This is a genomic window from Roseateles sp., from assembly GCF_047654805.1.
Lineage (GTDB): Bacteria > Pseudomonadota > Gammaproteobacteria > Burkholderiales > Burkholderiaceae_C > Pelomonas.
Genome location: NZ_JASGIV010000001.1, coordinates 1,277,822 through 1,303,509 on the forward strand (window position 1 = coordinate 1,277,822; position 25,688 = coordinate 1,303,509).

General features: G+C 67.9%; 26 protein-coding genes. 14 read left to right on the forward strand and 12 right to left on the reverse strand.

All coding sequences use genetic code 11. The features are described from left to right. The first annotated feature begins 87 nt into the window (after window positions 1-87). Window positions 88-4,053: a phosphoribosylformylglycinamidine synthase gene (gene purL, locus QM732_RS05740; protein WP_415655225.1), complete on the forward strand. Its 3,966-nt coding sequence runs from the start codon at window positions 88-90 to the stop codon at window positions 4,051-4,053. Here purL and QM732_RS05745 read toward each other — a convergent pair. The 4 genes from QM732_RS05745 to QM732_RS05760 all read right to left on the reverse strand — a co-directional run bounded on the left by QM732_RS05745 (window position 4,050) and on the right by QM732_RS05760 (window position 6,941). Continuing rightward, window positions 4,050-4,508: an SRPBCC family protein gene (locus QM732_RS05745; protein ID WP_415655226.1), complete on the reverse strand. Its 459-nt coding sequence runs from the start codon at window positions 4,506-4,508 to the stop codon at window positions 4,050-4,052. The genes purL and QM732_RS05745 overlap by 4 nt on opposite strands. After that, a complete protein-coding gene (locus QM732_RS05750; RefSeq protein WP_415655227.1) occupies window positions 4,505-4,816 on the reverse strand; it encodes an ArsR/SmtB family transcription factor in 312 nt (103 codons plus the stop codon). Before QM732_RS05750 ends, QM732_RS05745 begins: the two co-directional genes overlap by 4 nt. 4 nt (window positions 4,817-4,820) lie before the next feature. Then, a complete protein-coding gene (locus QM732_RS05755; RefSeq protein WP_415655228.1) occupies window positions 4,821-5,495 on the reverse strand; it encodes a glutathione S-transferase family protein in 675 nt (224 codons plus the stop codon). A 114-nt stretch (window positions 5,496-5,609) separates the two neighbouring features. After that, window positions 5,610-6,941 (reverse strand): MFS transporter, encoded by a 1,332-nt coding sequence (locus QM732_RS05760; RefSeq protein WP_415655229.1) that lies wholly within the window; start codon window positions 6,939-6,941, stop codon window positions 5,610-5,612. Between the two features lie 114 nt (window positions 6,942-7,055). Here QM732_RS05760 and cyoA point away from each other — a divergent pair, with 114 nt between their 5' ends. Genes cyoA through QM732_RS05795 form a run of 7 tightly spaced genes read left to right on the forward strand, consistent with a single transcriptional unit; the run spans window position 7,056 to window position 13,804 of the window. After that, complete coding sequence (cyoA, locus tag QM732_RS05765; RefSeq protein ID WP_415655230.1) at window positions 7,056-8,126, forward strand: ubiquinol oxidase subunit II; 1,071 nt, start codon at window positions 7,056-7,058, stop codon at window positions 8,124-8,126. Window positions 8,127-8,134: 8 nt separating this feature from the next. After that, the gene (gene cyoB, locus QM732_RS05770) at window positions 8,135-10,153 is read left to right on the forward strand and encodes a cytochrome o ubiquinol oxidase subunit I (RefSeq protein ID WP_415655231.1); all 2,019 of its coding nucleotides are present in this window, start codon (window positions 8,135-8,137) and stop codon (window positions 10,151-10,153) included. 15 nt (window positions 10,154-10,168) lie between these two features. Next, window positions 10,169-10,792 (forward strand): cytochrome o ubiquinol oxidase subunit III, encoded by a 624-nt coding sequence (gene cyoC, locus QM732_RS05775; protein WP_415655232.1) that lies wholly within the window; start codon window positions 10,169-10,171, stop codon window positions 10,790-10,792. Then, window positions 10,792-11,178: a cytochrome o ubiquinol oxidase subunit IV gene (cyoD, locus tag QM732_RS05780; protein ID WP_415655233.1), complete on the forward strand. Its 387-nt coding sequence runs from the start codon at window positions 10,792-10,794 to the stop codon at window positions 11,176-11,178. The genes cyoC and cyoD overlap by 1 nt, the downstream gene beginning before the upstream one ends. Window positions 11,179-11,188: 10 nt before the next feature. After that, window positions 11,189-11,896 (forward strand): SURF1 family protein, encoded by a 708-nt coding sequence (locus tag QM732_RS05785; RefSeq protein WP_415655234.1) that lies wholly within the window; start codon window positions 11,189-11,191, stop codon window positions 11,894-11,896. Beyond that, window positions 11,893-13,257, forward strand: coding sequence for an ATP-binding protein (locus tag QM732_RS05790; RefSeq protein ID WP_415655235.1), 1,365 nt, complete (start codon window positions 11,893-11,895; stop codon window positions 13,255-13,257). The genes QM732_RS05785 and QM732_RS05790 overlap by 4 nt, the downstream gene beginning before the upstream one ends. Beyond that, window positions 13,241-13,804 (forward strand): response regulator transcription factor, encoded by a 564-nt coding sequence (locus QM732_RS05795; RefSeq protein ID WP_415655236.1) that lies wholly within the window; start codon window positions 13,241-13,243, stop codon window positions 13,802-13,804. Before QM732_RS05790 ends, QM732_RS05795 begins: the two co-directional genes overlap by 17 nt. Here QM732_RS05795 and QM732_RS05800 read toward each other — a convergent pair. The 4 genes from QM732_RS05800 to QM732_RS05815 form a co-directional block, all read right to left on the reverse strand. Beyond that, a complete protein-coding gene (locus tag QM732_RS05800) occupies window positions 13,797-14,789 on the reverse strand; it encodes an LLM class flavin-dependent oxidoreductase (protein WP_415655237.1) in 993 nt (330 codons plus the stop codon). The genes QM732_RS05795 and QM732_RS05800 overlap by 8 nt on opposite strands. A gap of 32 nt (window positions 14,790-14,821) precedes the next feature. Then, window positions 14,822-15,700 (reverse strand): alpha/beta hydrolase, encoded by an 879-nt coding sequence (locus tag QM732_RS05805; protein WP_415655238.1) that lies wholly within the window; start codon window positions 15,698-15,700, stop codon window positions 14,822-14,824. Window positions 15,701-15,772: 72 nt separating this feature from the next. Further along, window positions 15,773-16,327 carry a GNAT family N-acetyltransferase gene (locus tag QM732_RS05810; RefSeq protein WP_415655239.1) on the reverse strand — a complete coding sequence of 185 codons (555 nt, stop codon included), beginning with the start codon at window positions 16,325-16,327 and terminating at the stop codon, window positions 15,773-15,775. Further along, entirely contained in the window at window positions 16,324-16,572 is a 249-nt protein-coding gene (locus tag QM732_RS05815; protein WP_415655240.1) for a DUF2917 domain-containing protein, read from the reverse strand. Before QM732_RS05815 ends, QM732_RS05810 begins: the two co-directional genes overlap by 4 nt. A gap of 141 nt (window positions 16,573-16,713) precedes the next feature. Between QM732_RS05815 and gcvA the strand changes: the two genes are divergently transcribed. Next, window positions 16,714-17,646: a transcriptional regulator GcvA gene (gene gcvA / locus QM732_RS05820; RefSeq protein ID WP_415655241.1), complete on the forward strand. Its 933-nt coding sequence runs from the start codon at window positions 16,714-16,716 to the stop codon at window positions 17,644-17,646. Here gcvA and QM732_RS05825 read toward each other — a convergent pair. Then, a complete protein-coding gene (locus tag QM732_RS05825) occupies window positions 17,643-18,356 on the reverse strand; it encodes a YebC/PmpR family DNA-binding transcriptional regulator (RefSeq protein ID WP_415655242.1) in 714 nt (237 codons plus the stop codon). The genes gcvA and QM732_RS05825 overlap by 4 nt on opposite strands. 127 nt (window positions 18,357-18,483) lie before the next feature. Beyond that, window positions 18,484-19,560: a S1C family serine protease gene (locus tag QM732_RS05830; protein ID WP_415655243.1), complete on the reverse strand. Its 1,077-nt coding sequence runs from the start codon at window positions 19,558-19,560 to the stop codon at window positions 18,484-18,486. A gap of 158 nt (window positions 19,561-19,718) precedes the next feature. Between QM732_RS05830 and QM732_RS05835 the strand changes: the two genes are divergently transcribed. The 4 genes from QM732_RS05835 to upp are packed head-to-tail and all read left to right on the forward strand — an operon-like array spanning window position 19,719 to window position 22,665. After that, window positions 19,719-20,420, forward strand: coding sequence for a DUF1624 domain-containing protein (locus QM732_RS05835; RefSeq protein ID WP_415655244.1), 702 nt, complete (start codon window positions 19,719-19,721; stop codon window positions 20,418-20,420). 12 nt (window positions 20,421-20,432) lie between these two features. Continuing rightward, entirely contained in the window at window positions 20,433-21,224 is a 792-nt protein-coding gene (locus tag QM732_RS05840) for a polysaccharide deacetylase family protein (protein ID WP_415655245.1), read from the forward strand. A 16-nt stretch (window positions 21,225-21,240) separates the two neighbouring features. Further along, window positions 21,241-22,005: a 23S rRNA (guanosine(2251)-2'-O)-methyltransferase RlmB gene (rlmB, locus tag QM732_RS05845; protein ID WP_415655246.1), complete on the forward strand. Its 765-nt coding sequence runs from the start codon at window positions 21,241-21,243 to the stop codon at window positions 22,003-22,005. A gap of 33 nt (window positions 22,006-22,038) precedes the next feature. Then, entirely contained in the window at window positions 22,039-22,665 is a 627-nt protein-coding gene (upp, locus tag QM732_RS05850; protein ID WP_415655247.1) for a uracil phosphoribosyltransferase, read from the forward strand. 145 nt (window positions 22,666-22,810) lie between these two features. Here the strand turns inward: upp and QM732_RS05855 are convergent, their stop codons facing one another. Both QM732_RS05855 and QM732_RS05860 read right to left on the reverse strand, forming a co-directional pair. Next, window positions 22,811-23,989 carry an acetylornithine transaminase gene (locus QM732_RS05855; protein ID WP_415655248.1) on the reverse strand — a complete coding sequence of 393 codons (1,179 nt, stop codon included), beginning with the start codon at window positions 23,987-23,989 and terminating at the stop codon, window positions 22,811-22,813. Further along, the gene (locus QM732_RS05860) at window positions 23,986-24,588 is read right to left on the reverse strand and encodes a DJ-1/PfpI family protein (protein WP_415655249.1); all 603 of its coding nucleotides are present in this window, start codon (window positions 24,586-24,588) and stop codon (window positions 23,986-23,988) included. Before QM732_RS05860 ends, QM732_RS05855 begins: the two co-directional genes overlap by 4 nt. Before the next feature lie 96 nt (window positions 24,589-24,684). Here QM732_RS05860 and QM732_RS05865 point away from each other — a divergent pair, with 96 nt between their 5' ends. Continuing rightward, complete coding sequence (locus tag QM732_RS05865) at window positions 24,685-25,680, forward strand: GlxA family transcriptional regulator (protein ID WP_415655250.1); 996 nt, start codon at window positions 24,685-24,687, stop codon at window positions 25,678-25,680. Window positions 25,681-25,688 lie beyond the last annotated feature (8 nt).

Consider the following 25,688-nt stretch of genomic DNA (forward strand, 5'->3'; position numbering starts at 1 on the left):
CCCGTGCTTCCGCACGCTGCCCTTCGCCGTTGGGGCCGTGCCTTCCGAGACCCGCGCGTCCGCCCGCGCCCAGCCTCCCCGGATTCCATGGCCCTGACCCCGCATCTGACCTATTTCGAGGGCGGCAACGCCCTTTCCGATTTCCGCGCCCAGGCCTTGCTGGCCCGGCTGCAAGAGGTCAGTGGCCGCATCACCGGCATCAGCGCCCGCGCAGTGCACTGGGTCTGGACGGATTCACCGCTCGATGCCGAGACCCATGGGCGCTTCGCCGCGCTGCTGACCTACGGCGAGCCGGCCGTGGCAGGGACGGAAGGCGACTTGGTCGTCGTGACACCGCGCTTCGGCACTGTCAGCCCCTGGGCTTCCAAGGCCACCGACATCGCGCGCAACTGTGGCCTGCTGCTCAGGCGCGTCGAGCGCGTCGTCGAGTACCGCATCGCGACCAAGAGCGGCCTGCTGGGCGGTGCCAAGCCGCTGGGCCAGGATGAGCTGAACGCCTGCGCCGCCTTGCTGCATGACCGCATGACCGAGTCCGCCTGTTTCAGCCGCGAGGACACCCAGCACCTGTTCGATGAGCGCACCGCGGAGCCGCTGGCCCACGTGGACGTGCTGGGCGCCGGCCGCGCTGCGCTGGAAGAGGCCAACGTCGAGTTCGGCCTGGCGCTGTCGGCCGACGAAATCGACTACCTCGAAACCAACTTCAAGAAGCTGGGCCGTAACCCCAGCGACGTCGAGTTGATGATGTTCGCGCAAGCCAACAGCGAGCATTGCCGGCACAAGATCTTCAACGCGTCGTTCACGGTCGACGGCGAGGTGCAGCCGCTGTCGCTGTTCGGCATGATCCGCAACACCGAGAAGCTGAACCCGCAGCACACGGTCATCGCCTACTCGGACAACGCGGCCGTCATGGAAGGCCATGCCATCGAGCGCTGGATGCCGGCACCCCAGCCGGGCGCGGCCTATGTGGCCCGCGCGGAGCAGGCGCAGGTGCTGATGAAGGTGGAGACGCACAACCATCCGACGGCCATCTCGCCCCATCCGGGGGCGTCCACCGGCGCGGGCGGCGAGATCCGAGACGAAGGCGCCACGGGCCGCGGGTCCAGGCCCAAGGCCGGCCTGACGGGCTTCTCGGTGTCCAACCTGCACCTGCCGGGCTTGAACGAGCCCTGGGAGCAGAACCCCGTCGGCAAGCCGGCGCACATTGCCAGCGCGCTGCAGATCATGATCGACGGCCCGCTGGGCGGCGCGGCCTTCAACAACGAGTTCGGCCGTCCGAACCTGGCGGGCTACTTCCGGGTCTTCGAGCAGACCGTTGCAGGCCTGCGTCGCGGCTATCACAAGCCCATCATGATCGCCGGCGGTCTGGGCACCATCCGCTCGGACCTGACCAAGAAGATCGAGTTTCCGGCCGGCACGCTGCTGATCCAGCTCGGTGGACCCGGCATGCGCATCGGCATGGGCGGCGGTGCCGCATCGTCGATGGCCGCAGGCACCAACACCGCCGACCTGGACTTCGACTCCGTGCAGCGAGGCAATCCCGAGATTGAGCGTCGCGCGCAGGAGGTCATCAACCATTGCTGGGGCCTTGGCGCCGACAACCCCGTGCTTGCCATCCACGACGTGGGCGCTGGCGGCATCTCCAACGCCTTCCCGGAACTGGTGAACGATGCTGGCCGCGGTGCGCGCTTCGACCTGCGCAAGGTGCCGCTTGAAGAGTCGGGCCTGGCGCCCAAGGAAATCTGGTGCAACGAGAGCCAGGAGCGCTATGTGCTGGCCATCGCACCGGAAAGCCTGGAACAGTTCAAGGCCTTCTGCGAGCGCGAGCGCTGCCCGTTCGCGGTCGTCGGCGTGACGACGCAGGAGCGCGAGCTGAAGCTCGTCGACGGCGACGCCGAAGTGGCGGGCCACCCCATCGACATGCCGATGGACGTGCTGCTCGGCAAGCCGCCCAAGACCCACCGCGACGTGTCCCGCGTGGCTCGTGATGGCGGTGCGCTGGACCTGACCGGCGTGAAGCTGGAGCAGGCCGCCTTCGACGTGCTGCGCCATCCGACCGTGGCCAACAAGCGATTCCTCGTCACCATCGGTGACCGCACTGTGGGCGGCCTGAACCATCGCGACCAGATGGCCGGCCCCTGGCAGGTGCCCGTGGCGGACTGCGCCGTCACGCTGGCCGACTTCAAGGGCTTTGCCGGCGAAGCCATGAGCATGGGTGAGCGCACGCCGCTGGCCGCCGTGAATGCACCTGCCTCGGGCCGCATGGCCGTGGCAGAGGCCATCACCAACCTGCTGGCGGCGCCGTTCGAGCTGCCGCGCGTCAAGCTCAGCGCCAACTGGATGGCCGCCTGTGGCGAAGCCGGTGAAGACGCTGCGCTGTTCGACACCGTGAAGGCTGTCGGCATGGAGCTGTGCCCGGCGCTGGGCGTGTCCATCCCGGTCGGCAAGGATTCGCTGTCGATGCGCACCAAATGGGATGACCGGCAAGTCACCGCGCCCGTTTCGCTGATCGTCAGCGCCTTCGCCAGCATCGACGATGTGCGCGGTACGCTGACGCCCGAGTGGCAGCGCGAAGACTCGGCGCTAATCCTGATCGACCTCGGCCAGGGCCAGCACCGCATGGCTGGCTCCATCCTGGCGCAGACACTGAACCAGTTCGGCAGCGACGTGCCGGACCTGGATGACCCGCAGTTGCTGGTATCCCTGGTCCATGCGATCAACGAACTGCGCGCCGCCGGCAAGCTGCTGGCCTATCACGATCGTTCCGACGGCGGCCTGTGGGCCGCCGCCTGCGAAATGGCCTTCGCTGGCCAGACCGGCCTGAGCCTGAACGTGGACATGCTGGTCACCGAAGGTGATGGCATCAGCGACAGCCGCGCCGATGCGGGTGATTCCAAGAATTGGGCGGCCCAGGTTAGCGGCCGCCGTGACGAGCTGACGCTGCGCGCGCTGTTCTCCGAAGAACTCGGTGCGCTGATCCAGGTCCGCGCCGCCGACCGAGACGCCGTCATGCAGGTTCTGCGCGCGCATGGGCTGTCCAGGCATTCGCACGTCGTCGCCAAGCCGAATGCGGCGCGCCAGATGGAAGTCTGGCGCGATGCCAAGAGGGTCTTCGGCGCCGACCTCGGCGCGTTGCAGCAGACCTGGGATGAGGTGAGCTGGCGCATTGCCAGGCTGCGTGACAACCCGGCCTGTGCAGATGCAGAGCACGCCGCCGCCGGCAAGGCCGACGATCCCGGCCTGCATGTCCACCTGACCTTCACGCCCGAGGCGCCTTTCGTAAGCGCCGGCGCGCGCCCCAAGGTCGCCATCCTGCGTGAGCAGGGCGTGAACTCCCATGTCGAGATGGCCTACGCGATGTCGCTGGGCGGCTTCGACAGCTTCGACGTGCACATGAGCGACCTGCAGTCCGGCGCGGTGAAGCTGGATGGCTTCGCGGCCTTTGTCGCCTGCGGCGGCTTCAGCTACGGCGACACGCTGGGCGCGGGGGAAGGCTGGGCGCGCAGCATCATGTTCAATCCGGTGTTGACTGAGCAGTTCCGCGCCTTCTTCTCGCGCCCTGACACGCTGGCGCTGGGCGTTTGCAACGGTTGCCAGATGCTGGCGGCCCTCGCGCCCATCATCCCGGGCGCGGAGGCCTGGCCGCGCTTCACGCGCAACCTGAGCGAGCAGTACGAGGCGCGCCTGGCGCTCGTCGAGGTGCTGGATTCGCCCAGCGTCTTCTTCAAGGGCATGGCCGGCAGTCGCGTTCCCATCGCCGTGGCCCACGGCGAGGGCTTTGCGAATTTCGCCCGCCAGGGCGATGCCGGCAAGGTCATCAGCGCCATGCGCTTTGTCGACAACCACGGCCAGGCGACCGAGGCCTACCCGTTCAACCCCAATGGCAGCCCGGGCGGTCTGACCTCGGTGACAACGGCCGATGGCCGTTTCACCGCGCTGATGCCCCATCCGGAGCGGGTCTTCCGCAACGTGCAGATGAGCTGGACCTCGGGCAATCGCGCCGAGCACAGCCCTTGGCTGCGCATGTTCCAGAACGCGCGCAAGGCGCTGGGCTAGGCGGCGTCGACCTCGAGCATCAGCCGGTCGAGGCCCTCCTCGGTGCCGCGCCGGCGCTGCTCGATGTCCATGTGACCGTCGAGGTAGGCCAGTTGCTCGGTGAGCTTGAGCGCCGAGCCGCCGGGTGTGTCCGCAAGCTCGACGGTGACGAGGGAAGCGGACAGCGAGCGGCCGTCCGCGGCCATGGAGTAGGCGAAGACGATCCGAGCGTTCTCGACGATGTCGAGGAAGACCTTGTCGACGGCTAGCCTCGTGCCGTCCGGCAGCGCGCTGCGGTAGATCTCATGGCCGCCGGGGCGGAAGTCCATGCTGAACTCGGGAACCTGCGTTTGCGCATGGCAGTCATTCCAGCGCAGCTTGGTGTCCGGGTCTGCCCAGGCAGCGAAGACGCGGGCGGCCGAAGCCTTGAAGGAGCGTTCCAGCACGAAGCTGGTGTGCACTGCGGATGTTGTCACGGCTTGTCCTGTGCTTCGAGAAGGGCATCGAGGGCCTCGAACTGGCGGTGCCACATGGCCTTTCGCTCGGCCACCCAGGCCTCCAGGCCGCCAAAGGCGTCCGGTGCGATGCGGTAGGTGCGCACGCGGCCGGCCTTGTCCGACAGGACCAGGCCGCCGGCTTCCAGCACCGCGAGGTGCTTGACGGCGGAGGGCAGCGCGATGTCCAGCGGCCGGGCAAGGTCGCTCACCGAGGCCGGGCCGTGGCTGAGCCGGTCCACCATGGCGCGGCGGTTGCTGTCGGCCAGCGCGGCAAAGAGACGGTCCAACGGCTCAGTCGGCGAGGAAGCGTGCAGGGAGGGCATGGCGCAAGGGGTAGTACTGGAAGAAGGGGCGGGCCTCGACGATGCAGCGCCAGACCGAGGGGCGGGCCAGCAGGCGCTCGAAATAGGCGCCCAGCTTCTGGTGGCCGGGCGAGAAGGGGCGCACGACGGCGGCGTAGAACAGCGCCGGCGCGGCGGCGCAGTCGGCCATCGTGAAGGCGTCTCCCGCGGCCCAGGCGTGGTCGCCCAGGCGGCTCTCGATGAGGTCGTAGGCCATGCCAAGGTCATTGACGGCGCCGGTCAAGGTGGCGGCGTCGCGTTCGGCCTGTGGGCGCAACTGCTGGGCGACGAAGCGCTGCATGGGCGTCATCACATACAGGTCGAAGACTCGGTCCCAGAGGCGTGTTTCCTGACGCGCGTCAAAGTCTTGGGGCAGCAGGCGCAGCCGGCCGGGGTGGTGGTGGTCCAGGTGCTCGATCTGGATGGAGGTCTCGGGCACGATCCGCTCGCCGTCGACCAGCAGCGGGATCTTGGCCGTGGGCCAGAGCCCGGCATAGGCCATGCGCTCGGCCGGGTCACCCAGGTTGACATGGAGGGCCTCGAACGGCGCGCCGTTCTCATGCAGCGCGATCAAGACCTTCCAGCAGTAGGAAGACAGCGGGTGGTAGTGGAGTGTCAGAGGCATGGTGGCCCTAAAGTTTCCTCAATGGCTAAGTGTAGGAGACTTTCAGTGAAAGGAAACTGTTGAGGCAAAAAAAGGCGGGCCAACGGCCCGCCAGCGATCTGGGCGAAGGGCTGCTCAGTCCTGCACCACCGCTGCGGCCTGCAGCCGCTTGTTGACCCGCAGCGCCAGCAGTGTGCAGGCCACGCCGGACAGCAGGTAGATGCTGACAGACCCGAGGCCGAAGCGCGAGGACAGGAAGAGCACGACCACCGGCGCGAAGGCCGCGCCCAGCAGCCAGGCCATGTCAGCCGTCAGCGCCGCACCGGTGTAGCGGAAGTGGGGCAGGAAGTTGGACGTCACCGAGCCCGCGGCCTGGCCGTAGGACAGGCCCAGCAGCACGAAACCGATCAGGATGAACGCGGCCTGGCCGGGCTTTCCGCCGCCCAGCATGAAGGGTGCGAACAGCGCGAACGCGCCGATGGCGACGGCCAGCGTGCCCAGGAAGCTGCGCCGGCCGATGCGGTCGGCGATGAGGCCGGACATGGGCATGGCTGCAGCCGCGAAGGCGGCGCCCAGCAGCTCCATCTTCATGAAGTCCTCGACACCCTGGTCGGCGAACAGGGCCACCCAAGACAGCGGGAACACCGTCACCAGGTGGAAGAGGGCGTAGCTGGCCAGTGCGGCGAAGGCGCCGATGACGATGTGCTGTCCCTGGGCCGGCAGCAGTTCGCGCAGATAGGCCGGGTCCAGTTCATGCTCTTCCATGCGCTTTTCGTACTCGTGGGTGACCACCAGGCGCAGCCGCGCGAACAGCGCGACGACGTTGATCGCGAAGGCTGTGAAGAACGGGAAGCGCCAGCCCCAGGACAAAAAGTCTTTGCTGTCCAGGCTGCCGTAGACGTACAGGAACACGCCGGAGGCGACGAAGAAGCCCAGCGGCGCGCCCAGCTGGCCCAGCATGGCGTACCAGCCGCGGCGGTCCGCTGGAGCGTTCAGGGCCAGCAGTGAGGGCAGGCCGTCCCAGGAGCCGCCCAGCGCCAACCCCTGGCCTACGCGGGCCAGCGCCAGCAGCACGATGGCCGTGCTGCCGGCTTCGGCGTAGCTCGGCAGCAGGCCCATGCCTACCGTGGAGCAGCCGAGCAGGAAGAGGGCGGCGGTCAGCTTGGTCGAGCGGCCGAAATGGCGCTGGATGGACATGCCGATCAGCGTACCGACCGGTCGGACGACGAAGGCCAGGGCAAAGACCAGGAAAGCGTAGAGGGTGCCGGTCAGCCGATCCGCGAAGGGGAAGAACAGCTGTGGGAAAACCAGCACCGAGGCGATGCCGAAGACGAAGAAGTCGAAATACTCGGACGCCCGGCCGATGATGACGCCCACGGCAATGTCGCCAGGGGCCAGATCCTCATCCGTGCGGGGGGTTGCGGGGCCGGATTGGGGGCGGGGAAGGGTACTGCTTGCAATTGCCATGGCGGGCTTGTCTCCGTCTGTGCCTAGGACAAAATGTCCAATCGTTGATTTGGCTCAATCAACTTACATTCCGTCGCTGCACGCAAGATCGTTAACCCTCGCGCGCCTCTAAGGATGTACCCCAACAAGTCTCTCCTCACACGCGCCCTGGTCTTGTCCGCCAGCTTCGCTTTGGCCGGCTGCGACTGGATCGTCATGAAGCCCCACGGCGACATTGCGAACCAACAGGCCCAGCTCATCGTCACGTCGACACTGCTCATGATGCTGATCATCGTCCCGGTGATCGCGCTGACGCTGTTCTTTGCATACCGTTACCGGCAGTCCAATACCGAGGCGACCTACGAGCCGGACTGGGACCATTCCACCCGCCTGGAGCTCATCATCTGGGGCGCGCCGCTGCTGATCATCATCGCGCTGGGCGCCATCACCTGGATCAGTACCCACAAGCTGGACCCCTTCCGCCCTCTGGACCGCATCTCCGAGGACAAGCCGTTGGCCGCCGACGTGAAGCCGCTGGAGGTCTACGTGGTGTCCATGGACTGGAAATGGCTCTTCATCTACCCGGAGCAGGGTGTCGCGACCGTCAACGAGCTGGCTGCGCCAGTGGATCGCCCCATCCATTTCCGCTTCACGTCCACGTCGGTGATGAACACCTTCTACGTGCCCGCAATGGCCGGCATGATCTACACGATGCCGGGCATGGAGACGCAGCTGCACGCCGTCATCAACAAGGCGGGCGTGTATGACGGCCTGTCGGCCAACTACAGCGGCGCGGGTTTCTCGGGCATGCGCTTCAAGTTCCACGGCCTGCCCGACGAGGAGTTCGCGCGCTGGGTCGACAACAACAAGGCCGGGGGCAACACGCTGACCCGCGCCGACTATCTGCAGCTTGAGCAGCCCAGTACCGGGGAACCCGTGCGCCGCTTCGCCAATGTGGAGCCTGGCCTGTGGAGTGCCATCGTTGACCGCTGCGTCGACGGCAAGAAGATGTGCGCCAGCCAGATGATGGCCATCGACGCCGCCGGCGGTGCCGGCAAGGGTGGCGTGGCCAGCACGATGCGCAGCCCCTGGCGCGATGCTGATGGCGTTCAGCGCGAACGCATCGTCGTTGCCGGGCTGTGCACGCCCACCAACCCGCTGGGCCTGCCCATCGAGACGGCTTCTGCCGCCACGCCGAAGAACTGAGTCCGCCGATGTCCACTGCACAACACCAGGCTGCCGTCGAGCAGCTCCACCCCGTCCTCGGCCGCCTCGGCTGGGACGCGATTCCCTACCACGAGCCCATCCTCGTCGGCACCTTCGCCGCCGTGGCCCTGGGGGGGCTTTTCGTCCTGGCCCTGCTGACTAAGTTCCGCCTGTGGGGCCCGCTGTGGCGCGACTGGATCACCAGCATCGACCACAAGAAGATCGGCATCATGTACATGGTGCTGGGCATCGTGATGCTGCTGCGCGGCTTCGCCGATGCCATCATGATGCGCGCGCACCAGGCTATGGCCTTCGGCGACAACGCCGGCTTCCTGCCGCCGCACCACTACGACCAGGTCTTCACGGCCCACGGCGTCATCATGATCTTCTTCGTCGCCATGCCGCTGGTGACGGGCTTCATGAACTATGTCGTGCCGCTGCAGATCGGCGCGCGCGACGTGGCGTTCCCGTTCCTGAACAACTTCAGCTTCTGGATGACCACCGGCGGCGCCATCCTGGTGATGGTCTCGCTGTTCATCGGCGAGTTCGCCAAGACCGGCTGGCTGGCCTATCCGCCGCTGTCGGGCATCCTCGCCAGCCCGGACGTGGGGGTGGACTACTACCTGTGGGCGCTGCAGATCGCGGGGGTGGGCACGACGCTGTCCGGCATCAACCTCATCGCGACCATCATCAAGATGCGCGCGCCCGGCATGACCATGATGAAGATGCCCGTCTTCACCTGGACTTCGCTGTGCACCAACGTGCTCATCGTCGCAACCTTCCCCGTGCTGGCCGCTACGCTGGCGCTGCTGACGGCCGATCGCTACCTCGGCACCAACTTCTTCACTAACGACCTTGGCGGCAACGCCATGCTGTACGTGAACCTGATCTGGATCTGGGGCCACCCTGAGGTCTACATCCTGGTGCTGCCGGTGTTCGGCATCTTCTCGGAAGTGGTGTCCACCTTCAGCCGCAAGAAGCTGTTCGGCTACGCCTCCATGGTTTATGCGACGGTGGTCATCACCATCCTGTCCTACCTCGTGTGGCTGCACCACTTCTTCACGATGGGTTCGGGGGCCAGCGTGAACTCGTTCTTCGGCATCACGACGATGATCATCTCGATCCCGACGGGCGCCAAGATCTTCAACTGGCTGTTCACGATGTACCGTGGTCGCATCAAGTTCGAGGTGCCGATGCTCTGGACCGTGGGCTTCATGGTTACCTTCGTCATCGGCGGCATGACCGGCGTCCTGCTGGCCGTGCCCGCGGCGGACTTCGTGCTGCACAACAGCCTCTTCCTGATCGCGCACTTCCACAACGTCATCATCGGCGGCGTGGTGTTCGGCGTGTTCGCCGGCATCAACTACTGGTTCCCCAAGGCCTTTGGCTTCCGCCTGGACGAGTTCTGGGGCAAGGTGTCGTTCTGGTGCTGGTTGATCGGCTTCTGGGTCGCGTTCACGCCGCTGTACGTGCTCGGCCTGATGGGTGTCACGCGTCGCGTCAGCCACTTCGAAGACCCGTCGCTGCAGATCTGGTTCGTGATCGCTGCCATCGGTGGCGCCATCATCGCCTGCGGCATCGCGGCCTTCCTGATCCAGATCGGCGTCAGCATCCTGCGTCGCAAGCAACTGGCCGACACCACCGGCGACATCTGGGGGGGGCGCACGCTGGAATGGTCCACCTCCTCGCCGCCGCCGGACTACAACTTCGCCTTCACGCCCATCGCCCACGAACTGGATGCATGGCACGACATGAAGCAGCGCGGCGCAGAGCGCCCGACTAAGGGCTTCGTGGCCATCCACATGCCCAAGAACACCGGCGCCGGCTTCGTCATCGGCATGCTGGCCACGGCCATGGGCTTCGCCCTGATCTGGCACATGTACTGGATCGCGGCGGCAGCCTTCGCGGCCACCGTCATCGCCTCCATCGTGCACACCTTCAACTACAACCGCGACTACCACATCCCGGCCGACGCGGTGACCCGCACCGAAGACGAGCGCACGCGTGCCCTCGGCGCGGCAGCCTGACCGGGAGCCCCTGACATGTCTGCAACCATTGCCACCCACGTGAACGGCGCGCCGGTCTACTACGACCACAGCGGCGAGCACCATCCGCCCAACAGCACCATGCTGGGCTTCTGGCTCTACCTGATGAGCGACTGCCTCATCTTCGCGGTGCTGTTCGCCGTCTACGCCGTGCTGGGCCGCTCCTACGCGGCTGGCCCCTCCGGCGCAGACCTGTTCGACCTGCCGCTGGTGGCCGCCAACACCGCGCTGCTGCTGTTCTCGTCCATCACCTATGGCTTCGCGATGATCGCGATGCAGGCCCGCAAGAAGGGCCAGGTGCTGGCCTGGCTGGCCGTCACGGGCTTGCTGGGCCTGGGCTTCCTGGGTATCGAGCTCTATGAGTTCCAGCACCTCATCCACGAGGGTGCAGGCCCGGGTCGCAGCGCTTTCCTGTCCAGCTTCTTCACGCTGGTGGCCACGCACGGCCTGCACGTCACATTCGGCTGCATCTGGCTGGTCACGCTGATGGTGCAGGTGAACAAGCTCGGCCTCACGCCGGCCAATCGCCGCCGCCTGATGTGCCTGTCGATGTTCTGGCACTTCCTGGACGTCGTCTGGATCGGCGTCTTCACCTTCGTCTACCTGATGGGAGTGCTGTGATGGCGGCCAACCACACTCACGGTCACGACGACCACCTCGACGGCGAGGAAGACTTCCACGTCAGCTACAAGGGCTACTTCACGGGCTTCATCCTGTCGGTGATCCTGACGGCGATCCCGTTCTGGTTGGTCATGGCCAAGGTGCTGCCCAGCCCCAAGATGACAGGCTTCGTCATCCTCGGCTTCGCGGCCGTGCAGATGGTCGTGCACATGATCTATTTCCTGCACATGAACGCCAAGGTCGAAGGCGGCTGGTCCATGCTGGCGCTGTTGTTCACGGTGGCCCTGGTCTTCATCATGCTTGCTGGTTCGGTCTGGGTCATGTATCACATGAACACCAACATGATGCCGACGCCCGACCCCGCGGCGATGCGCAACATGCCCTGATAGAAGCGGTATGGGCCGCGCCGCACGTTTCACGCTGATCGTCAGCGCGGCGCTGGCCAGCCTGGGCTTCCTGGCGCTGTGCGCCTGGCAGGTCCAGCGGCTGTCCTGGAAGCAGGATCTCATCGCCCGCATCGACCGCCAGGTCCATGCCGAGCCCGTCGCGCCACCACCGGCATCTGCAGACGTCTCCAAGGCCGACGAGTACCGTCGCCTGCGCCTCGCCGGCCGCTTCGAGCCGCGCGAGGTGCTGGTGCAGGCCACCACCGAGTTGGGCGGCGGCCACTGGGTCATCGCGCCGCTGCGGCTGGATGGCGGTGGCGTCGTCCTCGTTAACCGCGGCTTCGTGCCGCCCGGGCAGCACGCGCCTGAGTCTCATGCCGCACCGACCGGCCCCGTCGAACTCATCGGCCTGCTGCGCTTGACCGAGACCGGCGGTGGTCCGCTGCGCAAGAACGTGCCCGCCGAGGGGCGTTGGTACTCTCGCGACGTGGCGGGGATGGCTGCCCAGCTGGGCGTGGCCGGCCAGGTCGCGCCGTACTTTGTCGACGAGTCTGCTGACCCCGCCCAGCCCCAGCGTTGGCCGCGCCCCGGCCTGACGGTGCTGCGTTTCGCCAACAATCACGCCGTCTATGCCATCACCTGGCTGGCGCTTGCGGTCATGACCGCCGCCGCGGCCGTCTATCTGGTCCGCGAGGAGCGCCGGCGAACGCCGTCTTGAACATCACGCCTGCCACCGTCCTGCGCGAATCTGCCGCCGAACCCGTCGTCGTCGCCCCCGAGCGTCGCGCCGGACAGGCGAATCTGCGCCAGCTCATCGAGCTGCGCTGGCTGGCCGTCGGCGGCCAGCTCGCCACGGTGCTTGTCGTGCATGCCGGCCTGGGCATTTCGCTGCCCTGGGCGGAGATGCTCAGCCTGCTGGGCATCCTCGCGGCCTTCAACTTGTTCAGCCTGTGGCGCAACCGACTCGCGCAGCCGGTCTCGCAGATCGAACTGTGCGTGGCGCTGCTGGTGGATGTCGGCGTGCTGACCGGCCAGCTCTACCTGGCCGGCGGCAGCGACAACCCCTTCATCTACCTCTACTTGCTGCAGGTTGCCGTCGCCTCAGTGCTGCTGCGGCCGGGCTATCTGCTGGCTGTCATCGTCAGCACGGTCTCGGGCTTCGTGCTGCTGATGCAATGGCACCGTCCGCTGCTGCTGGATGCCACGGCGCCGACGACGCTGTCGCCCAACTACCTGGGTGGACTTTTGCTGTGCTTCGTGCTCAATGTAGGCCTGCTCAGCGTCTTCATCGTGCGCATCAACCGCAACCTGCGCCAGCGTGACGCCGAACTGGCCGATGCGCAGCAGCGCGCTGCCGAGGAGGTGCACATCCTGCGCATGGGCTTGCTCGCCAGCGGCGCGGCGCACGAACTCGGCACGCCACTGGCCACGCTCAGCGTCATCCTCGGCGACTGGGCCCACATGGCGCCCTTCGCGGCCGAGCCAGAGCTGCGCGAGGAGATCGAGGAGATGCAGCGCCAGATCCTGCGCTGCAAGGCCATCGTGACCGGCATCCTGATGTCGGCCGGCGAGATGCGCGGTGAAGCGCCGCAGCTCACGACGCTGCAGGCCTTCATCGATGGCCTGGCCGACAGCTGGCGTGCAGCCCATCCGCAGGCCGAGCTGGCGGTGCGCTGTGAACGCCTGCCCGAGGCCCAGATCATCTCGGACAGCGCGCTGCAGCAGGTCATCGGCAACCTGCTGGACAATGCCGCCGAGGCCGCTCCAGGCACGCCGCTGACACTGGTCGCAGCCTGTCCCGATGAGCAGACGTTGACGCTGAGCGTGCTGGACGAAGGCCCCGGCTTCGACGACGAGCGCCTCAGGCATTTTGGCGACCCCTACCAGAGCAGCAAGGGCCAGCCCGGCCGCGGCATGGGCCTGTTCCTGTCGGTCAATGTCGCACGCACCCTGGGCGGCCGGCTGCAGGCTCGCAACCGCAATGACCAAGGAGAAAGTGGCGGCGCCGAGGTCATCCTCACGCTGCCGCTGGCATCGCTGTTGCCTCGACAATCCCCGCCCGATGCTCCCCGCCGCTGAAGAAGACCGTTTCCTGCTGATCGTCGAGGACGACGACAGCTTTGCCCGCACGCTGACGCGCTCCTTTGAGCGCCGCGGCTGGCGCGTCGTGCGTGCCACTGGCCTGGACGACATGAAGAACCTGCTCGATGCGCTGCCCGAGGATGAGGAATTGGGCCACGCCGTGGTGGACCTCAAGCTCGCCGGCGGCGCGTCGGGCCTGGCCTGCGTGCAGGCCCTGCACGCCTGGGACCCGGAGGTGCTCATCGTCGTGCTGACCGGCTACGCCAGCATCGCGACCGCCGTGGAGGCCATCAAGCTGGGCGCCTGCCACTACCTCGCCAAGCCGGCCAACACCGACGACATCGAGGCCGCCTTCGCGCGCCGCCAGGGCGACGCCGACGTGGAGGTGACCGAGCGCCAGACAGCTTCCATCAAGACGCTGGAGTGGGAGCGCATCCACGAGGTGCTGGCCGAGACCGGCTTCAACATCAGCGAGACCGCACGGCGCCTGGGCATGCACCGGCGCACACTGGCACGCAAGCTCGAGAAGCAGCGCGTCAAGTAAGGCTGGCCAAGAGCTCGTAGCTGTGCCGGCGCAGCGCGTGGTCGTGAACCGCGCAGGCGACGATCAGCTCGTCTGCCTGAGTGCGTTCGTGCGTCGCCGCCAGGCGGGCTCGCACGGTCTGCGGTGAGCCGACGATGGATTCGGACAGCATTCGCTGTACCTGGGCTTCCTCCATCGGATTCCACAGCGTCTCCATGCTTGCCACCGGCGGAGGCAGCTTGCCGCGCTGGCCGCGCACCATGCCAAGGAAGCGCTGTTGCGCCGACGTGAAGAGGAGGCGGGCCTCCTCGTCGGTCGGCGCCACGACGACGTTCAGTCCCACCATCGCATGCGGCCTGGGGTGGCGAATGCTGGGCTTGTAGGTCGTGCGGTAGATCTGCAGCGCCTGCATCAGCATCTCCGGCGCGAAGTGCGACGCGAACGCGAACGGCAGGCCCAGGTAGGCCGCGAGCTGGGCGCCGTAGAGGCTGGAGCCCAGCAGCCAGATCGGCACCTCGGTGCCCTGGCCGGGCACGGCGCGCACGGCCGCGTTGTCGGCCCCCGGTGCGAGGTAGGCCTGCAGCTCCAGCACGTCGTTCGGGAAGGCGTCCTCGCCCGTGCTCTCCAGGCTGCGGCGCAGCGCGCGCATCGTGGGTCGGTCGGTGCCGGGCGCGCGGCCCAGGCCCAGGTCGATGCGGCCGGGGAACAATTCGGCCAGCGTGCCGAACTGCTCGGCAATCGTCAGCGGCGCGTGATTGGGCAGCATGATGCCGCCCGCGCCGACGCGGATGCGCTTGGACGCAGCCGCGAGTTGCCCGATCAGCACGGCCGTGGCGGAACTGGCCACGCCCTCCATGTTGTGGTGCTCGGCGACCCAGTAGCGCGTGTAGCCCAGCTCGTCGGCCAGTCGCACGAGGTCCAGGCTGTTCAGCAGCGCGTCGCGGGTGGTGGCGCCTTCGACGACGGGCGCCAGATCAAGGATGGAGAGCGGGGGAAGTGCAGACATGGCGGCATCTTGCCGGGCGTGGGTTGGCCCTGTCAGCCCGGGGCTTTGCGCAGGTGTGATTGCAACCAGGGCAGCAGGCGCGCCTGGTAGGCCACAGCGTTGAAATCGTGCAGGTCCACATGGCCGGCACCGGGTACGGGCCACAGCGCCTTGGGCCCGGGCGCGGCGGCGTACAGCCGCTGCGTCTCGGCCCAGAGGGTGTGCTGGTCCTCCGTGCCGGCGCTGACCACCAGCGGTGCGCGCAGCGCCCGGATGCTGTCTATCGGCCGCAAGTCCTGCGTGCCCAAGCCCAGCCGTAGCGGGAACTGCATCAACAGCACAGGCGCAGCCCAGGCGCCGGCCGGGCCCAGCCGCGCAACCAGGCGGTCCGTCACCGCCTCGTCGATGGTTGGATAGACCGATTCCAGCACCAGGGCTGCCAGCTCGGGACTCCTGTCAGCGAATAGCAGCGAGGCACTACCCAGCGACACGCCGATGCCACTCAGCTTCTCACCCGGCAGCCGCGCTCGCAACCAGTCCAGTGCGATTTGCACGCCTGGTGCCTCGTGGCGCCCGAAGGTGATGCGCTCGCCGCTGCTCTCACCATGCGAAGGCAGGTCGACCAGGAGGCTGGCGATGCCTTCTCGCTGCAGCCAGCGGGCACGGGCCAGCATTTGCAGCCGGTTGCCTCGCACGCCATGCAACAGCAGCACGGCGCCTTCGCCAGCGCGGCCTGGCAGGAACCAACCGCTGACCTGCTGGTTGTTGCCGTAGGGGATGCGAACCGCCTGCGCCGAAAGCTCGGCAGGTGGCGGGCCGAGGGCCGCCCGGGCTGGGCGGGACAGCCATTCGCCTGCCATCACGCCCATGACCAGCAGGATCAGCAAGGCCAGAGCCAACAGCAGCAAGATGGTGATGAAGGTGAGACGCATGGTGACATGATCACCGCCCACGCGCCCACGCGCCCACGCGCCCACCGCCCACGCGCCCACGCGCTCAGGCGCTCAGGCAGCGATGTCCAGCACGGCGCGCACCAACTGCGGCCCGTCCGGGTGGGGTGTGAGCCGGGCGCCCTGGTCGCGCATCAGTGCAAGCATTCGCCGGTTGTCAGCCAGCACGTCGCCGTACAGCTGCTGCACGCCATGCAGCCGCGCATGCTCGGCCAGGTGGCCGATGAGGCGCCGCCCCAGGCCGCGGCCCTGCCAGTCGTCCGCCACCGCAACGGCGAACTCCGCGCGCCAGGGATGCTCGGCCTCGCGTACATAGCGCGCATCGGCGACGACGGGGAGGGCAGGCTCCAGCGCCTCGCCCACCCAGGCGATGTGCATCCTCTGGTCCACCTCGGTCAGCAGCTTCAGCAGCGGCGGGCTCAGTTCGCGCAACCCGACGTGAAAGCGCTTGTGGCGCGAGTCCAGCGACAGGCTGCGGAAGAAAGCCTGCTCGGCGCTGGCGTCCGCCGCCGCAATCGGGCGCAGCCGGACCGCACGGGCGCCGGACAACGCCCACACGGCATCCGGGGCCGGTGCCAGCGCGTGTGGCGGCGCCAGCAGGGTGTTCACGGGCGCGCCTCGGCCGGCCGCAGATCCAGCACCGCCGGGCCCGTCAGTGCGCTGATGGTGACTGCCTCGCGGCTGTGCACGGTGAAGCACTGACCCGGCTCCAGCACGATGTCGCGGGTGTCGTGGTCGATGGTGATCCACAGCGTGCCGGCGGCGCTGCACAGGTGGGTGGCTGGCGCCTCGGGCAGGCGTGAGATCTGGCCGCGTTGCAGCAACAGGCGGGTTTGGGGGATGTCGATCAGCATGGTGCGCTCCTCGGAGCGGTCCTGAGTGCTGATTGCATGCCGGGTTGGCATGCTTGCACTGGAGCCGTCCGGCACGGATAGTGGCGGCTTGGCACTCCGCCGACAAACGATGATTCGGAAGGATTCGCATTCTTCCAGCGCATGTCAAACAAGCCGATTGACCACCTTCCGCCGCTGCCGTTGCTGGCCGCCTTCGAGGCGGCGGCACGCCACCTCAGCTTCACGCAGGCAGCTGGGGAGCGCTTCGTCACGCAGTCCGCCATGAGCCGGCAGATGCGTGCGCTGGAGGAAGAGTTGGGCGTGACGTTGTTCGAGCGCCGCCACCGCGCGCTGGCGCTGACCGAGGACGGTCAGCGCCTGTATTCGGCCTGCTCCGCCGCGCTGAACACGCTGCGCGTTGCCGTGCGTACCGTGCGTGAACCACACCAGCGCCAGGTGCTGGCGTTGACGACGACGCCGGGTTTTGCCTCGCTGTGGCTGATCCCGCGGCTGACGGCGTTCACGCGTGCCTATCCGGGCATCGACGTGCGGCTGGACGCAGGGCTGGGTAACCGCAACCTGGCCAGCGAGGGTTTCGACCTCGCCATCCGCTACAGCCCGGTGGGGGCCGCCCAGGGCGCCCAGTTGTTCGCCGAAGCCATGTTGCCCGTCTGCAGCCCACGCCTGGTGGGCGAGTTGGGCTTGCCGTTGCGCGAGCCGGCGGACCTATCCAGGCACACGTTGCTGCATCTGGCCATGGACGGCGACAGCGCCGGTATGCCGGCCGAGTGGGAGCCCTGGCTGAGCGCCTGGGGGCTGAGCGACCTGAGGCCAGTGGCGCGGCTGAGCTTCTCAAGCTACTCCGAGGCGATTGCCGCCGCAGTCGCAGGGCAGGGCGTGGCGCTGGGACGCAGGCCGCTGGTGGATGCGCTGCTGGCCAGCGGTCAACTCGTCACGCCCTTTGACGCCGGAATCGCGTCGGCGCGGGCATACCGGCTCATCATCGACCCGGCAGCCAGGTCGCGACCGGCGGTGAAGGCTTTCGAGCGCTGGCTGCTGGCGCAGTGCGCCGCCCAGTCGGGCGGCGAGACTTAGCCCGCCAGGCCAGCGTAGACGTGCTGGACGTCGTCGTTGTCGTCCATCGCGGCCAGGAAGTTCTCCACCTCTTCCAGTTGCTCCGCGCTCAGGCTCGTCGGGTCGACCGGGTTCTTCGGCCGGTAGCCCAGCTTCGCGCTCAGCACCGTGAACCCCTGCGCGGGGAGCGCGCGGGCGACGAGGTCGAGGTCGGTCGGATCGGTCAGGAACACGGTGACACCGTCTTCGTCCGGCGGCAGCAGGTCCTGCGCGCCGGCCTCGATAGCGGCCATGTCGGCGTCGGCCCCGGCCGTGGCGGGCTCGGCCTCGATGAGGCCCAGGTGGTCGAAGTCCCAGCTCACCGAGCCCGGCGTGCCCTGCTGGCCCTTGCGGAACAGCACGCGCATGTCGGAGGCTGCGCGGTTGGTGTTGTCGGTCAGCACCTCCACCATCACCGGCACGCGGTGCGGCGCAAAGCCTTCGTAGATGACCTGCTCGAAATGCACGGTCTCACCGGTCAGCCCGGCGCCCTTCTTGATGGCGCGGTCCAGCGTGTCCTTTGGCATGGACACCTTGCGCGCCGCCTCGACGGCCATGCGCAGCTTGGCGTTGTCCTTGGGGTCGGCGCCGTTGCGCGCCGCGATCATGATGTCCTTGGCGAGCTTGCCGAACAGCTTGCCCTTGGCGTTGGCGGCGATGTCCTTGTGCTTGGCTTTCCATTGCGCGCCCATGAGGTGTCCTGTCAGTCGAGTGGGGCCCGGCGCGGTCCAGGCACCATGGGCGGGGCGCTACTTTACGTGCAGGCGGGCCCCGCCAAAGCACCAGCCCCTGATTGACGGGCATGGTGCGCGCCTCACCTCAATCCGAACTGCCCAACGTCGCCGCCACCTTTCTCGTCTGCCCGTTGCGCCATACGGTCAGCGTCACCTTCTCTCCGATCTGTCGTGTCTCGATCAGTGACAGCATGTCGTCCAGGTCCGCCACCGCCTGGCCGTCGACGGCCGTGATGACGTCGCCTTGCACGATGCGGCCACTGCGATCACGGCCGTAGGGCCGCAGGCCCGCGGCAGCGGCGGGGCTGTTGTTCGCCACGTTGACCAGCAGCACGCCCTTGGGGGCGCCCAGCGCCCGTGCCAGGTTGGCCGATCCCGATGTGACGCCCAGCGCCGGCCGGATGAAGCGCCCGTCGCGTATCAGTCGCGGCACGATGCGATTCACCTCGTCGACTGGAATCGCAAATCCGATGCCCGCACTCGCGCCGCTGGGGCTGTAGATGGCGGTGTTGACGCCGATCAGCCGTCCCGCCGAGTCCAGCAGCGGCCCGCCCGAGTTGCCCGGGTTGATGGCCGCGTCGGTCTGGATGGCGCCTTTGATGGTGCGCCGCGTGACCGACTCGATCTCGCGGTTCAATGCCGAAACGATGCCGGTGGTCAGCGTCTGGTCCAGCCCGAAGGGGTTGCCGATGGCATAGACCTTCTGCCCGACCTGCAGTTCGCGGCTGCTGCCAACGGCAATCGCCGGCAGCTTGGCGCGCGGCGCCTCGATGCGCAGCACGGCAATGTCGCGGTCGGGAAAGGCGCCCACGAGCCTTGCGGGAAAGCTGCTCTGGTCGGCCAGTGTGACGGTGGCGCGGTCGCCATCCTGGATGACGTGGAAGTTGGTGACGATGTGGCCGGACTCGTCCCAGACAAAGCCGGTGCCCGTGCCGCTGGGCTGCTCGCTGGTACGCAGCGAGAAGAAGTCACGCTGCACGGCCAGCGTCGTGATGTGCACGACCGAAGGGCTGACGCGCTTGAAGACGCCGATGTTGTTCAGTTCCTCGGCGTCCAGCGCAGCGCGCGGGCTGATGGAGCGGGGCTGGGCGTTGGTCTGGGCCGGGGACTGCCCGGTGGCCAGCCCCAGGAGGAGGGCGAGTGTCAGTAGATGCTTGGACATGAACCGAGCAGGGAAGCGGTGTGATGGGGCCTATTTTGGTGGGCGACTGCGTCGACCCGCCGCCCTGCCAGCGCAATGCCAACACAACGAGGCCGTGCCGTAACCGGCTGTCGCCACGCAGGGGCCAGAATCCGGCGTTCACGCCCAGCCCCTGACCGATGTCCGCGTCATCTCCCCGCTACGACCGCCTCGATGCACTGCGCGGCCTGGCCATCGTCTGGATGGCGGTCTTCCACTTCGGCTTCGACCTGAATCACTTCGGCTGGATTCGCCAGGACTTCTACCGCGACCCGGTCTGGACTTGGCAGCGTACCTGCATCGTCAGCCTGTTCCTGTTCTGCGCCGGCGGCGGCCAGGCCTTTGCCGTGCTGGCGGAGCAGGGGGCCGGGCGCTTCTGGAAGCGCTGGGTCCAGGTGGCCGGCTGCGCGCTGCTGGTGTCGGCGGGCTCGTGGTTCATGTTCCCGAACAGCTGGATCAGCTTCGGCGTGCTGCACGGCATCGCGGTGATGCTGCTGTTGCTGCGCCTGGGGATGAGCCGGCTGCCTAACGTGGCCCTGCTCGTGCTGGCAGTGCTCGCCATCGCAGCGCCGAGACTCGTGCAGGATGCGTTCTTTGACACGCGCTGGACCAACTGGGTGGGCCTCATCACGCACAAGCCCATCACTGAGGACTATGTGCCGGTGCTGCCCTGGCTGGGCATCACGCTGGTCGGTTTCGTCGCGACACGAGCGCGGCCGCAGATCTGGGCCGGTGGTGCGCCCAGGCCGCTGGCCGTGCTGGGGCGGTGGTCGCTGAGTTTCTACATGCTCCACCAGCCCGTGCTGATCGGCGTGCTGATGGCGATCCAGTTCCTGCGTTGAGGAGACGACGTGATGCGACAGATGCTCGTGGCCGTGCTTGGCCTTTTCGTTGCGGTGGCGGCTTCGGCAGCGCCCTTCACCTGGCCGGGTGGCGCGAAGGCGGCCGTCAGCCTGGGCTATGACGATGGCCTGGACAGCCAGCTCGACCACGTGATCCCCGAGCTGAACCGGCGTGGCTTGAGGGCCAGCTTCTACGTGCCCATCAACGGTCCGACGCTGCCCGGCCGCCAGGACGCATGGAAGGCCGCGGCGGCGGCCGGCCACGAACTGGGCAACCACAGCCTTTTCCATGGTTGCTCCGCCAAGGGTCCGGGGCGCGAATGGGTGCTGCCGCAGCGCGACCTGGACAGGCAGATGGCAGCGCAGGTGCAGGAGCAGGTGATCGCAGCCAACACCTGGCTCCAGGCGTTGGACGGGCGTGTGCGCCGCACGTTCACACCCCCCTGCCTGGACCTGCAGGCTGGCGGCCAGGATTACGTCGCCGCGCTGCGTCCGCAGTTCGTCGCCTATCGCGCGGCCGGGCCCGGCCTGGTGGCCGACACCGCCCAGATCGATCCCTATGCGATGCCGGTCTATTTCGTGGAAGGTTGGACCGGCGAGCAACTGATCGCCCTGGTGGAGAAGGCGGCCTCCCAGGGCGCACTGGTGTCGCTGCTTTTCCACGGCGTGGGCGCCGAGCACCTGAGCGTCACGCGCGAGGCCCATGACCAGTTGCTGGATCACCTGGCCAGGAACAAGGCGCGCTTCTGGACCGACAGCTTCGTGAACATCATGGAGAACGCGCGCAGACAAGCCGGCCGCTGAGCCGACAATGCACGTGATGAGCAGCCCCAAGTCCGTCCTGTTCGGCTTTCACGCCGTCACCGTCCGCCTCAAGACCCATCCCGCCTCCGTTGCAGAGGTGCATTTCGACCCGGCACGGCGTGACCAGCGCATGCGCGCCTTCATCGAGCGGGCCAGGGAGGCTGGCGCCAAGCTGGTAGAGAGCAGCGACGAGCGCCTGAGCCAACTGGCTGGCAGCCCGCGCCACCAGGGCGTCGTCGCCCGCGTGGCCGCCATTGCCCAGCCGCATTCGCTGGACGACGTGCTGGACGCCGTGGAAGGCCCGCCGCTGGTGCTGGTGCTGGACGGCGTGACCGACCCACACAACCTGGGTGCCTGCCTGCGTGTGGCCGATGGTGCCGGCGCCCATGCCGTCGTCGCGCCCAAGGACCGTGCCGTGGGCCTGAACGCGACTGTGGCCAAGGTGGCCAGCGGCGCCGCCGAGACCGTGCCCTACCTGATGGTGACCAACCTGGCCCGCACGCTGAATGAGCTGAAGGAGCGCGACATATGGGTCGTTGGGACGTCCGACCGCGCTGAGCGCTCCATCTACGACCTCGACCTGAAGCGCCCCGTGGCCCTGGTGCTGGGCGCCGAAGGGGAGGGCATGCGGCAGTTGACGGCCAAGACCTGCGACGAACTGGTGCGCATCCCGATGGCCGGTGCCGTCGAGAGCCTGAACGTTTCCGTTGCCTCCGGCGTGTGCCTGTACGAGGCTCTGCGTCAGCGTTCAGACCGGCATTCCGTATCGGGCAGTCGATAATTCTGACTATTCAGAAAAAATAGGAAATCCGCCATGGCCGTCATCGAAGTCAAGCATCCCCTCGTCAAGCACAAGATCGGCCTGATGCGCGAGGCTGAGATCTCGACGAAGAAGTTCCGCGAGCTGACGGGCGAGATTGCGCGCCTGCTGGCCTACGAGGCGACGGCCGACTTCGCGACCGAGAAGGTCACCATCGAATGCTGGAGCGGTCCTGCCGAGGTGGACCAGATCGCCGGCAAGAAGGTCACCGTGGTGCCCATCCTGCGCGCCGGCCTTGGCATGCTGGATGGCGTGCTGGACATCCTGCCCAATGCCAAGGTCTCCGTCGTGGGCCTTGCGCGTGACCACGAGACACTCAAGCCGGTGAACTACTTCGAGAAGTTCGTCGGCAACCTCGAGGCCCGCACGGCCCTCATCATCGACCCCATGCTGGCCACGGCCGGCAGCATGATCGCCACCATCGATCTGCTGAAGGCGCGCGGCTGCAAGGACATCCGGGCGCTGGTGCTGGTGGCGGCGCCGGAGGGCGTGAAGGCATTGACGCAGGCTCATCCCGAGGTGCGCTGCTGGACCGCAGCCATCGACAGCCACCTGAACGACGTCGGCTACATCATCCCGGGCCTGGGCGACGCAGGCGACAAGATCTTCGGGACGAACTGAGGCCCCTCGTCTGGTTGCGCCGCGCTGAACGCGGGCGCATCCAGCCGATCCCCCGAGGGATGGCGATGCTTGCGGCATTGAGCCGCAAGCACTTCGCCCCAGGGGGCGCCCTGGGAGGGGCCCGGCGCTCGGCCGGCGAAGCCGGTCAGCTGAGCACGGTGGTCAGCGCGCGGCGCAGCAGGGCCAGCCCCTCGTCCACCTCGGCCGCGCCGATGTTCAGCGCCGGCATCAGCCGGATCAGGTGAGGGCGCGGCGCGTTCAGCAGCAGGCCCACGGGCGCCAGCGCCTGGGCTGCTGCGACGACCTGATCGGCCACCGGCAGCGGCAGCTCCAGCGCGCGCAGCAGGCCCAGCCCGCGTTCGCCGACCAGGCCCAGGTCGCGGGCAAGGGCTTGCAGCCCGGCCGACAGCTGTTCCGCGCGTGCCTGCACGCCGGCCAGGAACTCGGGCGTGCAGACCTCGCCGACGACCGCCAGGCCGACCGCCGCCATCAGCGGGTTGCCGCAGAAGGTGCCGCCCTGGTCACCGGGCTCGAAGCAGTTCAGCGCCTCCTTGCACAGCAGCGCCGAGATCGGCACGCCGCCGCCCAGGCCCTTGGCCAGCGTCATCACGTCGGGTTCGATGCCGAAGTGCTCGTACGCGAACGCCGTGCCGCAGCGGCCCACGCCAGTCTGCACCTCGTCGGCGATCAGCAGCACGCCACGCTCGGCCGTCAGCGCGCGCAGCTCGCGCACGAAGCCGCGGTCGGCCACGACCACGCCGGCCTCGCCCTGCACGAACTCGACCATCACCGCCACCGTGTCCGCCGAGATGGCCCGCTCGACCGAGGCGATGTCGTTCAGCTTCGCCTTCGCGAAGCCCTGCGGCATGGGTGCGTAGATGCGGTCCCAGCCCGGCTTGCCGGACGCACTCATCATCGCCAGCGTGCGGCCGTGGAAGCCCTGTTCGAAGTTGACGATACCGTGCGCGCCGCCGCGCATGCGGCTGCCCCAGCGCCGGGCGAGTTTCACGGCGCCTTCGTTGGCCTCGGCGCCCGAGCTGGCGAGGAATACGCGGTCGAAGCAGCTCAGGCTCACCAGTCGTCCTGCAAGGTCCAGCAGTGGCCGGTTGTAGTAGGCCGGGCTGGGGTTCAGCAGGCGCTGCGACTGGGCCAGCAGCGCCTGCGTGATCAGCGCCGGGCTGTGCCCCAGGCTGTTCACGGCCCAGCCCTGTACGAGGTCGAGGTACCGCTTGCCGTTCTCGTCGGTGAGCCAGCTCCCCTGGCCCACGTTGAACACCGCGTCGGGGCGCTGCGTGATGGTGATGAGATCCTGTCCAGGGTTCAAGGCGTTTCCTTCCAGTCGTAGTCCATCTGACGTGCGGTGCGCAATGCCAGCTCGCGGTCGTGCAGGCGCTGAACGAGGTGCAGGCTCATGTCCATGCCCGCCGAGATGCCGCTCGACGTGACCACCTCGCCTGTATCCACCCAGCGCACACCATCGCGCACCTGCACCGCCGGCCGCAGCGCGCGCAACGCGTCCAGGTCTTCCCAGTGCGTGGTGGCGGCCAGACCATCCAGCACACCGGCATCGGCCAGCAGCAGGGCGCCCGTGCACACCGAGGCGAGCAGCCGTGTGGAGCGCCGCTGGGCTGCGATCCAGTCGCGCAGCTCGGGGCGGCCGAGCTCGGCGTCCACGACGCCGCCGGGCACCAGGGCGCAGGCCAGGGGCGGATGCTCGCCCAGCGTGGCGTCGGGCTGCAAATGCAAGCCGGCGCGGGCGCGGACCGGCGCGAGGCTGCGCGCAATGGCCGTCACGGTGAACAGCGGTGCGGCGCCGGCGGGCTGGCTGCGCCCATGTACGCGGGCCGCGGTGGTGAACACCTCGTAGGGGCCGGCCATGTCCAGCAGTTCCACGTCGTCGAAAACCAGGATGCCAATATTCATTGGAAGACGGCCTCCTGCCGCCGCTGCTTGCTGATGCCGAGCAGTGTGGGGCGTGCTGGAGATGGCTGCAATGACGCGATTCCCACCTTTTCTGCCATGATGCGTCGCGTGGCCTGTCGCATCGTCTTCATACTTTTCCCCGGCTTCCAGCAGCTCGACCTGGCGGGGCCAATGGCCGTATTCGAGGTGGCCCGCCTGGCGCGGCCCGGCAGCTATGACTGGCGTCTGGCGGCCAGCGCGCCGCCGGCAGTGCGCAGCTCGGCCGGCATAGCCTGGCCAGTGCAGGCCCTGCCGCGCCGGCTGGACGATCAGGATCTGGTCATGGTCATCGGCGGAGATGGCGTGGACGCGGCCTGCCGTGACGCTCGCCTCATCGCCTGGCTGCGGCGGGCGGCGATCTCGGGGGCGCGCATCGCCAGCATCTGCAGCGGTAGCCTGGTGCTGGCTGCAGCCGGTCTGCTGGACCATCGGACGGCCACGACGCATTGGTCGCGCAGCCGGCAGTTCGCGACGGATTTCCCAACCGTGCGGCTGCAGCCTGACCGCATCTATGTGCGCGAACCCGCGCTGCGCGGCCGGCAGCAGCCGGAGCTCTGGACCAGTGCCGGCATGACGGCCGGCATCGATCTCTGCCTGGCGCTGCTGGCGCGCGATCATGGCGAGGAACTGGCTCGTGAGGCGGCGCGGCAACTGGTCGTGGAGCGGCGGCGTCCCGGCGGGCAGTCACAGTTCTCGCCCCTGCTGGAGCTGCAGCGCCCCGAAGGGCGGTTTGGTGCGCTGCTGGACGAGGTGCGCGGCAGCCTGGGGCTCGACCACGGCGTGGAGGCTCTGGCGGCGCGGGCCTGCATGAGCCCACGGCACTTCGCACGCTGCTTTCGCTCGGAGACTGGAGCCACGCCAGCGCAGGCTGTGGAGCGCTTGCGTGTGGAGGCCGCTCGAGCTGCCCTGGAGAACGGCGCGACCTCAGTGGTGCGGGTGGCCGAAGACGCGGGCTTTGGCAGCACTGAGCGCATGCGGCGGTCCTTCCAGCGCCTGCTGGGGCGACCGCCCGCGGCCTTCCGTCCGGGCGGCAAGGCGGCGCGGACGACCTGACCCGGAGC